The sequence below is a fragment of the Nostoc sp. DSM 114159 genome (assembly GCF_053470285.1).
This window is the reverse complement of record NZ_JBPFEH010000001.1, coordinates 3,724,945-3,738,873: the sequence shown is the minus strand read 5'-3', so window position 1 is coordinate 3,738,873 and position 13,929 is coordinate 3,724,945. Positions and strand designations below refer to the sequence as shown.

The window sequence follows — 13,929 nt, the reverse complement described above, 5'->3', positions numbered from 1 at the left end:
GTTTGTCAAATTTATTGTTCATTTTGTATTTCTGTAAACCCACGCCATGAATTATCCCATTCCAGACAGTCCCCAAGAAATTATTGACCTACGACAACAGCCAATTGACGAAGAACTAGTTGCCAGTGCGATCGCTGGAGTAATTAAAATTGTCCGCGCTCAGGGTCAATCTTTGGAAGAATTAACCGCTCAGTTGTTAGCAGACGATCCGCTGCTGGATCGGGAACAACGTCGCTGGTTAAGCCAATTAGTTGCCCAATGCTGGGAAAAGTTCTCCTAAAACCTTGCATAAGATGAAGTTTTGGTCGCAGCATTAGATTTCTGGGTCTGTACTAAATGTTGGCGATGCCTGCGGCGGGCTGCGCCTATGCATTTTCAGTATTGTAGTAATAATAATGGTCAGTATGGGATTGGCAATTGGGTTGCTATTTTTGCGTTCATGGCACAGAAGCTACTAAATGAACCATATCAGCGTTTTACGTTGCTTATGAATTTTACAATGTTCTGAAACAGAAAGACCTTTGGCGCAAAATAGAGGTCTTTTTTTTGCGATCGATCTTCATACTGTTTGAACAACGCCTCGGCAGATAATTTTGTTGAGCGATCGCTAACTAAGTAAAAATAAATACATTTGCAAGCGTTGACAAAGAATAATCGTAGTCAGCGGCTCTAGCCATTTAAAATCTTATGCAGAGCGATAAATCGCTCACTACGAACAAAAGTTTTATTTTAGATTTAATTATGTCTACCGACTTATCCACTGACGATCGCTTTCAACCGATCAATCTTTTTGAGTACGAAAAGCTAGCAAAAGAATATCTATCTCAAACGACACTTGATTACTATAGCAGTGGTGCCTGGGACGAAATCACATTACGAGATAATCGTGCTGCCTTTGAGCGAGTCAAGCTGCGACCTCGGATATTAGTCGATGTGAGCGATCGTAATTTAAGTACCTCCATTTTAGGACAACCCCTGCAATTACCTTTGTTAATTGCACCGATGGCTTTTCAATGTCTAGCCCATCCAGATGGAGAAATTGCCACCGCCCTAGCTGCTGCATCAGCTGGTGTGGGTATGGTGTTAAGTACAATGGCAACAAAAAGCATTGAAGAAGTGGCGACTGCATGTAATCAGTTTCCAGATTCTCTGCGGTGGTTCCAGCTTTACATCCATAAAGACCGGGGATTAACTCGTGCTTTGGTAGAAAAAGCCTATAAAGCAGGCTACAAAGCACTTTGTCTTACTGTGGATGCACCCGTTCTCGGACAGCGCGAGAGAGATAGACGTAATGAATTTGCCTTACCTCATGACTTACATCTGGCTAATCTTGCTAGTATCTCAGGACTAGACATTTCCCATGAAAAAGGTGAGTCTGGATTATTTACCTACTTTGCTCAACAACTAAACCCAGCAGTCACTTGGGACGATTTGGAATGGTTGCAGTCTTTATCTGGACTACCTTTAGTTATCAAAGGAGTTTTACGCCCAGATGATGCTGTGCGGGCTGTAGAATATGGAGCTAAAGCAATTGTTGTTTCCAATCATGGTGGTAGACAACTCGATGGTGCGATCGCTTCTTTAGATGCCCTCGCTGAAATAGTAGCCGCAGTGGATGGTAAGGTAGAAGTAGTGTTGGATGGCGGCATTCGTAGAGGCACAGACATTCTCAAAGCTCTGGCATTAGGAGCAAAAGCAGTACTAATCGGACGACCTATTTTGTGGGGACTAGCGATAGCAGGGCAAATCGGCGTTTCTCATGTCATCTCACTCCTACAAGATGAGTTAAATGTGGCAATGGCACTTAGCGGCTGCGCCAAAATGCAGGATATTGACCCTAGTTTATTGACCCTGCCACGTTTTTAGTCGGAGAACTGTTAGAAATGTGATTCCAGCAAAACTTTGAGAAATAATTTTCAGACTTGTTACAAAATCTCTTAATTAGAGTATACTAGTTAAGGTTAGATACAAGGGCGGGTGGCGGAATTGGTAGACGCACCACACTCAAAATGTGGCGGCCTTACGGTCATAGGAGTTCGATTCTCCTCCTGCCCACTACCAAGCAAGTGATAAAGAGGTTAAAAACTTATGCGCCTAAAAAGATGGGAATCTCCCCGTAAAGAAGGCAGAAATGATAAAGGTAGAGGCGGTTCTGCTAGGAAGCGTCAACTAAAAAAACAAAGGCAAATGTTACGCCAAAGACTTAAAGAAAGTAACAAGCAAGACTTTAACAAAAACGATAGACCAGGGAAAGATAAATTTATCTTTCCCTTATTTTTTGGGCTTTTATTTCAGAAAAAAAGAAAATTTAGAGATTTTTCAATACAGACACTACATTAAAAAATCTGTAATCAGTTTGGAAATTATAATAAAAAATTATATTCATTAAAATATACTAAATTAATTCAACTTCTTAAGCGCATATTGACGTATAAAACCCGCTGATTAAGTGGTTAGCATTTTACATCTATACTTAAGTTGTCAAGTAGTATATACTACTTTAAAATTCAGCTTTTCTTTAGGAATTTATCGCAATTATAATGCTTAGATGAACTAACCAAAAATTAATTATGAAGGAAGTATGAATTTTGTCAAGCAGTGTCTAAAATCCTTAACATAAAACAGTAAGCTAGGACACAACAGTAAATAATTGTAGTATTACCGATTAAGCCAAAAGTATACTAAAAAGGCAATTGCACCTCCACGTGTTAACTTCCAACAATCACACAAGCCGACAAAAAGTTAGGAGTTATCCAATCCAAATATTAAATCGTTGGGATTGGTCTAGGTAATCTATGAATTGTTTTCTTGGATACAGGAGTTATTGATGGTGGCAAGAGTGCTTCTACCTACTAAAAAAGTGCTTGATTTTCCTATTACTGCTTTACGGTTTGACGAGCAGATACAAACAGTAGTGAAGTGGGCGAGTAGGCGTGAGAGTAAAACTGTATATGTAGCCAATGTACACATGCTCATTGAAGCCCATTGGAATCCAGAGTTTGCCACCGTATTGCGAAATGCAGATATAGTTACTCCTGATGGTATGCCTCTGGTATGGATGATGCGAAAAATGGGAGCGCTTTACCAAGACCGTGTAGCAGGGATGGATATTTTTCTTGCATTGTGCGAGCTAACTCAAACACACAATCTGAGCATTTTCTTTGTAGGTTCCCAAACAGAAATTCTGTCTAGGATGCAAAACAGGTTAGAGAAGGAATTTCCACAGATAAAGATTGCGGCAATGGAACCTCTACCCTTTCGTCCCCTAACTGAAATTGAAGACGAAGCCTTGGTTCAAAAGATTAACTCTAGTGGTGCTAGCGCTGTCTTAGTGTCTTTGGGATGTCCCAAACAAGAAAATTGGATAGCTCAACATAAGGGCAAAATACAAGCTGTAATGATTGGACTGGGTGGAGTTTTCCCTGTTTATGCCGGAATTCATAAGCGCGCACCCCGCATGGTTCGAGACTTAGGACTTGAATGGCTATATCGATGGATTCAAGAACCGCGCCGACTTTGCGGCCGCTATGCTAAGACTATTCCACTCTTTATATGGTTGGCTACTAAGCAACTACTATCATCAAGTCGGATTGCAGGGGTCTTCCTTCACGAGACTGGAGACTAAAGAAAAAGAAATAGGTTAAGACCAGACTCAAAGCGGCTCATCATCAAAAGAACCAGACTTTAGATGCTCAAGAAAAAATCTTCTGCTTGAAGCACGAAGATTCAACGGTTCACCTGAAAGTGATGAAAGAATTCAAGTACAAGGATTCCCACCAATCATTATCCTGCTGTAAAAACCCATTATCTGAAATCAACTATTAAAGTACTTGACATTAACCCAGGACGAAGTGTTATATTAACCGTAGTGAAATTGTTGGGGCGTCGCCAAGTGGTAAGGCAGCGGGTTTTGGTCTCGCCATCCCTGGGTTCGAATCCTAGCGCCCCAGTTAACCAAAAGACAGGCATAATAGCCTGTCTTTTAGAGTATTTAATTGAATTTTTAAGATGTATCTCAATGCATCTAATTCTGTAAATGTTACTTATCAGGGGATTTGAGAGCTTGATCTAGGGTCTGCCTAGCTAGTTCTGCTTTAGCTCGCGCTTCTTGGTAACGCACATTAGCTTGAGCAAAGTTTTTGAGAACTTTAAAACCTTCCTTGAGTCGAGTCATTTCCTCTTCTGTCACCGAGTCATCGGTAAATAGAATATCAACAGCTTTACGAATTTCCAACGCTTCAGATCGTGACTCCTGAACTTTCAGTTTGAGCGTAGCCAGGTTACTCAGAATCTGAACAGCTTGTGTAATCGTATCCTCACCATTAGCAGTATCAATAGTTGACTCTTTTACCTCAATTAATTGTTGAGGGCCAAATCCTTCTTCCAGTTCCGTGGGTAGCTTACCTGCATCCATCAGTTCCATTAGCTGATCCATTGCTTTATCACGGGCTTTGGCTGAATCTTTTCCAGAAACAGTAAGGATAATTTCTGGGCTTTGAGCGAGAGTGTATTGAACCATATTTGAGCAGAAAATTTGCTGATTTAACCAAGCTGAGGCAAGTAATTATATCATTTTGCGTGTCCGATCGTTTGTTGATTGTCTAGTCAATTAAAGAGTTGAAGACCGAACGTCAACACTTTGAATTTTGAATTGTTACCTCTACCCAAGCTAAGTCGCTCAAAATAAAACTTTATACTTAAGAAAAGGAATAATTTTCAATAGGAGGGGAGAGCAATGGCTCCCAGTCCCACCATCATGCAGGCTGTGGAACAACTGGGCTACCGTGTCACCGTTGGTGATGTCGCAACTCAGGCAGGATTGAACGTCGCTGAAGCTAATCAAAGCTTGTTAGCTCTGGCATCTGATGCTGGCGGGCATTTACAGGTAGCGGATTCAGGTGATATAGTTTTCCTTTTTCCACAAAATTTTCGAGCAATTTTGCGTAATAAATACTTCCGGCTACGATTGCAGGAATGGTGGAAAAAAGTCTGGAGTGTTCTGTTTTACCTGATTCGCATTTCTTTTGGAATTTTCTTAACTGTTTCCATCGCCCTGATAACTGTTACCATCTTCATTATCATTACCTCTATCAATTCAGACCGTGACGGCGACAATCGAGGCAGTAATTCCGGCGGTGGGGGCTTCTTCTATTTTCCAAATTTATTTTGGTATCTTAGCCCAAATTATGACACCCACTACCAAGAACGACGACGTGAAAGCCGGGAAGAAAGCAATCTGAATTTCTTTGAAGCTGTGTTTTCGTTTTTATTTGGCGATGGTAATCCTAACGCAAATTTAGAAGAACGTCGCTGGCAAGAGATTGCTACGGTGATTCGGAGTAACCGTGGTGCAGTGGTAGCAGAACAAATTACCCCATATTTGGATGACCTTGGCGAAGGATACACAAGAGAGTACGAAGATTATATGCTGCCCGTTCTAACGCGGTTTAATGGGCAACCGGGAGTAAGCCCAGAAGGGCAAATGGTTTATTATTTCCCAGAGTTGCAGGTGAGTGCAGTTAAAAAGCGCCGTCATGCAATATCAGATCGTTTAGAGGAATTTCCTTGGCGTTTTAGCGCCGCAAGTTCCGGGCAAATTATGCTAAGTGCTGGGTTAGGGATACTAAATTTTGTTGGTGCTTTAGTACTGGGAAGTTTATTGAGAGATGGAACTGTTGCCGTCCAATTAGGTGGACTGGTAGCTTTTGTACAAGGAATTTATTGGCTGCTATTGGCTTACGGAGTAGGTTTTTTAGGTATACCGTTATTGCGTTATTTCTGGATTGGGTGGCGTAATCGCAAAATAGGCGATCGCAACCGCGATCGCCTTTCCAGAGCAAGGGTATTGGCAAGTCCTGATGCACTTTTGCAACAAAAAATCAACTATGCTCAACAATTTGCAACAGAAAAAGTCATTGGCAACGAAGATTTAGTGTATTCTAGCGAAACTGACTTACTCGACCAAGAAGTTGAGCGTTCTGCACAAATTGACGCTGAGTGGCAACGGCGCTTAGAACGTGGGAGTGGGGAATAAGAAGCAGAGGGGCAGGGCTTTCAAGGGCAGGCTTTTAGGCTTTCGATAAATAGTTGAGAATGTTCTCAATTATTGAACGTAGTTTTAAGTTCTCAGACAATGGTTTTGGTTTTAAAATCCCAAAAATTTGTCTAATCAAAAAAACCTGCCCCAGAAAGGAGGGGCAGGGGGGCAGAGGAGCAGGGGGAGAAGAATTAATAATCAGTCCCCAATGCCCAATGCCCAATACTTCGACTTCGCTCAGTACAAGTGCCCAATGCCCAATGCCCAATCCCTAATTACTTCGCCTGAATTGGTGTTAGAGCTACACCTTGATAATAATGTCCCAAAATTTGCAGATGGTTCACTCCTTGCCGAGCCAGATTGTACGCCCCCCACTGACTCATACCTAAAGCATGACCGTAGCCAAGCCCTTGCAGTACAAAACTACCATCAGCCCCCTTGGTGACGCTAAATTTGGTACTTTTTAACTTGAGGGCTGTTCGCACTTCTTCACCCTGTAGCACCTTTGTGCCCTTGTTACCGACAATTTTTAAAACTTTAACACTGCCAAAAGGTGAGTATGTCTCTGGAGTCATCGCCGTTACACTGCCCACATCAGGAAATTTAGCGCTAATTTCACTGGGCGAGAAGGTTTTCACCCAATTACACTCGCGGATATTTTGATCGTAGTCTTGAACAGCACGTAGATAAGGTTCGCTGCTTCCCCAAACATCTTCTACGTTTTCAGTGTGTCCCCCAGAACAAGCGTGGAAGACTGAGAGAATAATCCGGTTTTTGTAAGTTAGTACCTGCCCTAGAGTAGAATCCACTGCGGCGTAAGTAGCAGGAGATTCACTGATGACACCTTTGTAAATTTGCCAGCGATCGGGGGTATTGCCTAAATCATAAACGGGATTATTGCGTTGTCTTTCTCGTTCGTAGAGGGCGTAAGTGCGGGCTGCGATCGCTTGGGCTTTTAAAGCTTCTTGGGGCCAGCTAGCATCCATCTCCCCACCAAGAACGCTGTAAAGATATTCTTGATCGTCAACCCAGTTAACAGCAGTTAAGCCTTTTTCTGTGGGGACAACCAGAGTTCTGCCTCGATACCAGCGATCGCCAATATAAACAAATCCTTTACCAGTTGGCTCAATCCAAAATAAACCAGACTGCCACTTATCTAAAGCAACTCCGCCAGGAACGGCTTGGGCATAATATGCGCTCATTGCTGGCAACTGTCCAAGAGTCCGACCAGTACTATCCTTAACGATCCCAGTGGTGGAACTGCCCACTTTTACCTGATTAACGCCTCTCTCGATTGCCACGCGTAGGATTACAGACGCTTGGGCTGGGGCAACCAAAGCTATCCACAAAAAGATACTTACCCACCAATAACGTACTTTAATCTGAGAAAATAAAGAGCCTAAGTAAAGTTGGAATTTCATACCGATCATCTAATCACACTAGTATCTAATTGACGCTCTGGATTATGGCGTCTACTACTTTAAGATGAGACAGTTCTCCAACGCAGGAGGTTGCCACCTCCTACTAATTATGCATTTTGCTTTAAATATAAGTAGGATTTACGCAAAATTATGAAAAAACGTAGACACGAAGTGGCTTCTTGAAGGGTACCGCAAAGACGCAAAGTACACGTTCGCGCAGCGTCTCGCAGAGAAGTAATAAGAGTTTGAGAGAGTTTTTGCGTAAGTCCTAATTAGCTAGAAATCAGAAATTGGGGAAAGTGAATCGTCTAAACCTGACTGCTGTGGAAGAGAAACTTTTATTCTCCGATTTACGATGTCAATACCTTTTGAGAATTGCTTGCTTCATTAGCGATAATTCCAATTAAATTTAACTTACTCAAAATTTCTGTTGCTTGAGTCAGTTCAGTTCGAGTCACTTTCCCCATACGCTCTACCATTACAATAGCACTGCAAAAAGATGCCACAATCCTGGCATCAACCGTGCCTAAAATAGATGGGGCATCTATTAGTACTAGGTCATAACTTTGCTCAAATAGCTCTATTAGTTCTTTCATCCGTTGACAACTGAGCAACTTCACTGTGTCTTCTGGTTCTGGTCCAGCAGTCAAAATATCAATAGAGGGGTGAATCGGCTGGATGTAATCTTGAAAATGAGTCGTTGTCTCATCAACTAATAATAGAGACAGTCCCCAATCATTGGATAGTTCCAAGATTTTGTGTAGGCTAGGATTATGTAGGTTAGCATCAATTACTAATACCCGTCTATGCATCCGGGCAGCGCTAGCTACAAGTCCTAATATTAAGGTTGTCTTTCCTTCTCTTGGTAGTGCTGAAGTGAACATCAGCGACTTGAATGGTAAGGGATATTTTAATATTTGAATATTTTGATAGATCATGTCCAAAGTTTCATGGACGGGCAATTTATTACTGGCTTCTATTATAGAAGAATTTGAGTTGACTCGGAAATTCCAAGGCAGGCCAAGCCGCCGTTTTTTGACACCACGTGACGGTAGTTTTGGTACCGATCCTAATACACGTAGATTTGTCACTTTCTTTAAATCTTCGGCACAATAAATAGCGTCATTAAATTTTTCCAAAATCAGAGCTGCTAAGATACCTAAAATCGGCCCAATTATTGCTCCTCCAACCAAAATGAATAATCTATTGTTACCCATATAAATACCAGGAGAAGGTTCTGCCAAAACTTGCCAGTTATATCCTTCCTGAGCAATTTTCAATCCTAATGACTGTTGCGCCTGGATTAATTGTTCAAGGTTTTTACGACTAGTTTCTACCTTTACCAGTAGACGATTATACTCTGCTATTAAGCTTGGGTATTGGTTTAGCTCAGAGCGTAGTTGCTGTTCTGATTCGACCAAATTCTTTTCATTGGCAGTTAGTCCTAAAACACTTGTCTGTACCAAAACAAACTCATCTACTAGTGTTGGATCGACCCCTAACATTTGTCCTTTGAATAAGGGTTTTTCTTTACTAGTATTAGTAATATTTTTTACCTCTTCTCGTAAAAGGTAAAGTTGACTTTGGCGTTGCTGTTTTAATTTTTGTACCGATGGGTAATCATCTGTATACCGGAGCCGCTCCTTAGCCAACGCTAGTTCAGTCTTTTGAATTTCACTTAATAATGCTTGATAGCGGCTTGACTGATTTAAACGAGAAGAAAGTAGTGTATTCTGCTGGGATGAAGATGCTATTAATTGCTCTAGATTATCGTAGCGAGCGTTTACATCTTGAAGGTTGGCACGAGTGGTTTGTAATTGTTGTTGAATATCGGCTAGAGATTCTAGCAGAATTTTACTTTGGACTTCGGGATCGAGTAATTTATGTTTTTTGCGAAACTGTTCTAAATTTTTCTCAGCTTTACTTACCTCTTTTTTGACCTCAGGTAGGCGAGTGTTTACAAAAGCTAATCCCTGATTCAGACGTTCTTTTTGCTGCTGTTTATTGTAGTTTTGATAGACTTTCTGTAGCGCTTGAAGTACTCTTTGTGCTTTTACTGGATCGTCATCCTGAAAAGAAACTTTAAATGACTGATTAAAAACTTTATTTGCTCCTATACCTCCCGCTTCTGGAGTTACTTCTAAAGGTGCTTTTTTGTTATGTTGTTTTTGACCATTGATATCTTGTAAAGTAAGCTCAGGATAATCAGAATGGAGTAAATCTACAGCTTTCTGAAGCAACTTAGAACTCAGCATCAGTTTCATCTGAGTAGCGGAATCAACAAGTTGAGAATTTGACTGTGACCCTTCAGATAAATTGGAATTCACCAATATCTGCATATTGCTCTGGTAAGTAGGTTTGGCATTGATAGCCAAGAGGCTAGCAACTGACATAACTACACAGGAAACCCCAAAGATCGGAAAGCGTCGGCGAAGCAAAATAGTAGATAGTTGTCTGATGTCAACTGCGCCTTGTGTTGAAGTAGTAATCTGTTGCTCTTGATTCAGACTAGTCTTAGCCACTATTAAACTCCTCTAATATCGAAACACTATATTTATTTGGAAGATTTATGAGAAATATGAAATGATTTTTTTTACACCTAATAGCTGCGATCGCATACTTAATTCTTCTTCCAACAATGACAAGCTAATTTGGCACAACATTATGCCAACTGGCGCTTTCATGTTCATCAATTCATGCATATAAATTCTGAATCAGTGTGAGAAGGATAAAATTTTCATAAATATTTTATTTAATCAATAAAAATCTTGACGAAAAATTAATGATTTTTCCTAAGTATTTGAGTATAAAACTATCCAACTCACAAGAATACTAGATATATTAAAGTTATTTTGATAACTTGTAATAAAAAAAACACATTGATAAAAATATTTAAATCATACTATTTGTATATTCTTGATACATCTAGTTAACAGTAAATTGTTGGTTAAATAATTGACTTACTTCCAAAACGAAGCTACTGATTATTTGCTTGATTTTATGATTGAGACTATTAAAATCTAAGATAGAACCTGCTTAATTTTAGATTTTAGATTAGAAGCGTTCAATAAAAAATCTAAAATCTAAAATTGTTAGACTGAGCGTAGCCGTACCCTTCTGGGGAAGCAAGCTAGGCGTAGCGTTTTGCAGGAAAGTCCAAAATTTAAACGCCTACCTTGGTTAACTCTACTTCCCGTCGTCTGGGTACTTCATGAATCATAAAATCGTAAGCCATATCAGTACGGGGAAAAATAGCACGAGCTTCTTTGAGGAGATCCTTCAACTCTAAAGTATTTCCCGGAGCATAGCGGGGACTAAAATGACTCATAATCAGTCGATGCGCCCCAGCAGCTAAAGCTGTTTGTGCTGCCATTGTGGTAGTCGAATGTAACCGCTGGAAAGCCATATCTGCATCTTGATGGGCAAAGGTTGCTTCGTGAATTAATACATCGACATCATGAGCTAATTCCACTGCACCATCACAATAAATTGTGTCTGTACAATAGGCAATCTTTCGACCAATTTCTGTAGGGCCGCATAATTGAGTGCCATCAATCACCCGTCCGTCCACAAGCGTAACTGTTTCACCCCGCTTGAGTTGACCGTAAACCCGACCAGGAGGAATTTGCAACGCCTTGGCTTTTTCCACATCAAAGCGTCCGGCTCGGTCTTTTTCGGCTACGCGGTAGCCAAAAGCTGTAATCCGATGATGCAAATTACCGCAGCTAACGGTGAAGTCATCGTCTTCATAAATTATCCCTGGACGGATGGCGTGAACTTTGATCGGGTAAGAAAAATGCGTGTAGGAATAACGTGAGGCGGATTGAATGTAATCATTTAATCCAGGTGGGCCATAGATATCAATTCGTTCCACATTGCCAGCCAAGCCGCAAGTAGCAAGAAGTCCCATCAAGCCAAAGATGTGGTCGCCGTGCATGTGGGTGATAAAAATTCGGGAGAGTTGACTGATTTTCAGTTCACTCCGCATAATTTGATGCTGAGTACCTTCGCCACAGTCGAATAACCACAGTTCTGCCCTTTGGGGTAATCTCAGAGCGACACTGGAAACATTGCGCGATATCGCGTGGGTACACCGGAACTCGTCCCTAAGAATGTTATCTGCACAGTGTTCTTTAGTCTTCCTATTGCTCAATTTGCAGCTCTATTTTCTATAGTGGCACGGTTATTGAGCAAAATATTTAGGAATTTGAGCATTGGGCATGGGTCAAAACAGTTCAAAGTTCTGTTAGCGGGACATTTAGCCCGTTCTCAGTCCTGAGTAAAAAAGTAAGATTCCCCACTCAGCACTCTTGAGTGGCATAGGTCATTGGTTACTAGTTATTCTCGCAATTTAGTATCCGCAAGTGACTAGATAATAAGTTGATAAATACCAAATTACTGCTGTATTATTGGTTGTGTTATGACTTCTTCTTGGGAATCGAAGTACTCTTAATACAAACATCAGCTTGCACTCAATACTTGATTTTGGACTGAAACAGATAGATTGTTTTTCTGAGTCAAATGGCTTTAGAAAAACTTCAATTTCTTTGCTTCTCATATTTTCGGAATGGCGCTCCAACTGAGTTAAGTCTCTATTTGCAATTAAGGAGAATGTTCATGAGTTCTTTCCGAAAAGTCTTGCATACACTGTGCTTTATCGTTTTTTTTGTATTCTGGCTTCCTTCAGGAATCGCTCATGGTGTACAAGTTACATCTTTGGTAGGAAGCCCTACGCAATTAACGATTAGCACCTTTAATGTCGAAAACCTCGATCCTAAAAAGGAAAACATCTCTAAGGTTGATAATAAGTCGCCCAGAAACGTCGATGATGATGTGAAAAACGGTAAGTTTACAGCTTTGGCAAACCAGATTGTTACTAATCTTGAAGCACCAGACATTATTGCTTTGCAAGAAGTACAAGACAATGATGGAGCTGAGTTAAGTTCTGTAGTTGATGCTACTCTAACTGCTGACACTCTCATCAGTTCTATCCAATCTGTAGGAGGCCCAGCCTATGAATATCGGGAAATTCCTCCTCAGAACGGACTTGATGGAGGCCAACCAGGTGGCAATATTCGGGTAGGCTTTTTGTTCAATCCTCAACGAGTTAAGCTACAAAAGCTTGAACGCTTTGCGGACGATCCAGCTTTTTTAGAAAGTCGTAAACCTTTAGTGGGTGAATTTACTTTCAACGATATTCCTATCGCCTTGATAAACAATCACTTTGCGTCCAAAAGCGGAGGAGCAGCTTCCAACCCGAAACGGATACAGCAGGCAACAATTGTTAACAAATTTGTCGAAAATCGCTTAACTACTGACCCAAATGCAAATATTGTCGTTCTTGGCGATCTAAACGATACTCCAGACTCCCAAGCGATCGAAACCCTTGAAGGAAATCAACTGAAAAATTTGGTAAACAAAATTCCTCAAGATGACCGCTTCTCTTATGTCTTTCAAGGGAATAAGGAACAAATCGATCAAATCCTGATTACCCCAAATTTGTTTAACAATGGAAATCCTGAGATCGATGCTGTTCACGTTAACGCAGGGATTTCTAACTCAGCCAGCGATCGCGACCCTGTGATTGCTCGATTTACTCTATCAGCTATTGGTGAGACTACTCCCATTCCATCAGTCCCAGTTAGCAGTCCTGAACCACCAGTTACACCAGGCACAATTCTTTCTGGTGTTACAGGAGACGATTTACTAAAAAAACTAGATAGCCTTTACTCCCCTCGTGCTAGCCTCGGATATGGTAGCGCCCGTGATTTGCTCTACACCAAAATAGATAACCAAGGCGGTATAGTAACAGACATCTACGCTGGTTACAGTGTTCCGATCGACCCAAATTCAGATAAACCCAGAGAGGAAGCAGCACAACGCAGAATCAATGCTGAACACGTTTGGCCGCAGAGCGTGGGAGCTGAAGGCCCAGCAAAAAGCGATTTGCATAACCTCTTTGCTTCACGTGTAGAAATTAACAGCGATCGCGCCAATTTTCCATTTGGAGATATTCCTGATAATCAAACTACGTCTTGGTATCTCGATGATGATGAACTAAGTTTCCAACCAAGTCCGCAGGATATTGACAAATACAGTGAATTCAAACGGGGATTCTTTGAACCACGGGAGGCGAAGAAAGGAGATATTGCTCGGGTAATTTTCTATTTCCGCACAGTCTACCCAGAACTGGCGAATGCAAGCTTCTTTGATGCACAAAAGGATACTCTCTGTCAATGGCAAGCAGACGATCCAATTGATGCTGGTGAGGTAGCACGCAGTCATGCGATCGCTAAAACACCCCAGGGTAATGATAATCCCTTTGTGTTAGATTCTACCCTGCCACAACGAACCTACTGCAACTAAAAAAAATACATAGGTCTTAACTCTATCCTGGTGGGAAGAGTTTTAGACCTCCGTTTTTAAGAAATTGAGCAGATGGGTTTTTCTGAGCGTAGTCGTTGGCGTGGT

9 protein-coding genes, 2 tRNA genes and 1 pseudogene are annotated in these 13,929 nt (G+C 41.2%); 8 read left to right on the top strand and 4 right to left on the bottom strand.

What is annotated here, in order from left to right:
* The first annotated feature begins 46 nt into the window (after positions 1–46).
* The 6 genes from ACR5KR_RS15425 to ACR5KR_RS15400 all read left to right on the top strand — a co-directional run bounded on the left by ACR5KR_RS15425 (position 47) and on the right by ACR5KR_RS15400 (position 3,950).
* On the top strand, positions 47–280 hold the full coding sequence (locus tag ACR5KR_RS15425; RefSeq protein WP_445631612.1) for a hypothetical protein: 234 nt from the start codon (positions 47–49) through the stop codon (positions 278–280).
* A gap of 461 nt (positions 281–741) precedes the next feature.
* Positions 742–1,866 carry an alpha-hydroxy acid oxidase gene (locus ACR5KR_RS15420; RefSeq protein ID WP_445631613.1) on the top strand — a complete coding sequence of 375 codons (1,125 nt, stop codon included), beginning with the start codon at positions 742–744 and terminating at the stop codon, positions 1,864–1,866.
* A gap of 105 nt (positions 1,867–1,971) precedes the next feature.
* Positions 1,972–2,055 (top strand) — tRNA-Leu (locus ACR5KR_RS15415).
* 33 nt (positions 2,056–2,088) lie between these two features.
* Positions 2,089–2,340 carry a hypothetical protein gene (locus ACR5KR_RS15410; RefSeq protein ID WP_445631614.1) on the top strand — a complete coding sequence of 84 codons (252 nt, stop codon included), beginning with the start codon at positions 2,089–2,091 and terminating at the stop codon, positions 2,338–2,340.
* 487 nt (positions 2,341–2,827) lie between these two features.
* Positions 2,828–3,625, top strand: a complete 798-nt coding sequence (locus ACR5KR_RS15405) for a WecB/TagA/CpsF family glycosyltransferase (protein ID WP_445631615.1) — start codon at positions 2,828–2,830, stop codon at positions 3,623–3,625.
* Between the two features lie 253 nt (positions 3,626–3,878).
* A tRNA-Gln gene (locus ACR5KR_RS15400) sits at positions 3,879–3,950 on the top strand.
* 89 nt (positions 3,951–4,039) lie between these two features.
* Here the strand turns inward: ACR5KR_RS15400 and ACR5KR_RS15395 are convergent.
* A complete protein-coding gene (locus ACR5KR_RS15395; RefSeq protein WP_322711566.1) occupies positions 4,040–4,519 on the bottom strand; it encodes a hypothetical protein in 480 nt (159 codons plus the stop codon).
* Between the two features lie 216 nt (positions 4,520–4,735).
* Between ACR5KR_RS15395 and ACR5KR_RS15390 the strand changes: the two genes are divergently transcribed.
* Positions 4,736–6,034: a hypothetical protein gene (locus ACR5KR_RS15390; RefSeq protein WP_448267117.1), complete on the top strand. Its 1,299-nt coding sequence runs from the start codon at positions 4,736–4,738 to the stop codon at positions 6,032–6,034.
* 278 nt (positions 6,035–6,312) lie between these two features.
* On the opposite strand, the gene ACR5KR_RS15385 is transcribed toward ACR5KR_RS15390, so the two are convergent.
* The 3 genes and pseudogenes from ACR5KR_RS15385 to ACR5KR_RS15375 form a co-directional block, all read right to left on the bottom strand.
* Positions 6,313–7,458 carry a SpoIID/LytB domain-containing protein gene (locus ACR5KR_RS15385; RefSeq protein WP_445631617.1) on the bottom strand — a complete coding sequence of 382 codons (1,146 nt, stop codon included), beginning with the start codon at positions 7,456–7,458 and terminating at the stop codon, positions 6,313–6,315.
* A 350-nt stretch (positions 7,459–7,808) separates the two neighbouring features.
* A complete protein-coding gene (locus ACR5KR_RS15380) occupies positions 7,809–9,980 on the bottom strand; it encodes a GumC family protein (RefSeq protein WP_448267116.1) in 2,172 nt (723 codons plus the stop codon).
* A 641-nt stretch (positions 9,981–10,621) separates the two neighbouring features.
* A pseudogene (locus ACR5KR_RS15375) lies at positions 10,622–11,583 on the bottom strand (ribonuclease Z).
* 492 nt (positions 11,584–12,075) lie between these two features.
* On the opposite strand from ACR5KR_RS15375, the gene ACR5KR_RS15370 reads away from it, so the two are divergent.
* On the top strand, positions 12,076–13,824 hold the full coding sequence (locus ACR5KR_RS15370; RefSeq protein ID WP_448267115.1) for an endonuclease: 1,749 nt from the start codon (positions 12,076–12,078) through the stop codon (positions 13,822–13,824).
* Positions 13,825–13,929 lie beyond the last annotated feature (105 nt).

Excerpts from the sequence above, each read along its gene's own strand:
- ACR5KR_RS15385 (WP_445631617.1), bottom strand. The coding sequence starts at position 7,458 with ATGAAATTCCAACTTTACTTAGGCTCTTTATTTTCTCAGATTAAAGTA.
- ACR5KR_RS15395 (WP_322711566.1), bottom strand. The coding sequence starts at position 4,519 with ATGGTTCAATACACTCTCGCTCAAAGCCCAGAAATTATCCTTACTGTT.
- ACR5KR_RS15405 (WP_445631615.1), top strand. The coding sequence starts at position 2,828 with ATGGTGGCAAGAGTGCTTCTACCTACTAAAAAAGTGCTTGATTTTCCT.
- ACR5KR_RS15425 (WP_445631612.1), top strand. The coding sequence starts at position 47 with ATGAATTATCCCATTCCAGACAGTCCCCAAGAAATTATTGACCTACGA.
- ACR5KR_RS15410 (WP_445631614.1), top strand. The coding sequence starts at position 2,089 with ATGCGCCTAAAAAGATGGGAATCTCCCCGTAAAGAAGGCAGAAATGAT.
- ACR5KR_RS15370 (WP_448267115.1), top strand. The coding sequence starts at position 12,076 with ATGAGTTCTTTCCGAAAAGTCTTGCATACACTGTGCTTTATCGTTTTT.
- ACR5KR_RS15390 (WP_448267117.1), top strand. The coding sequence starts at position 4,736 with ATGGCTCCCAGTCCCACCATCATGCAGGCTGTGGAACAACTGGGCTAC.
- ACR5KR_RS15420 (WP_445631613.1), top strand. The coding sequence starts at position 742 with ATGTCTACCGACTTATCCACTGACGATCGCTTTCAACCGATCAATCTT.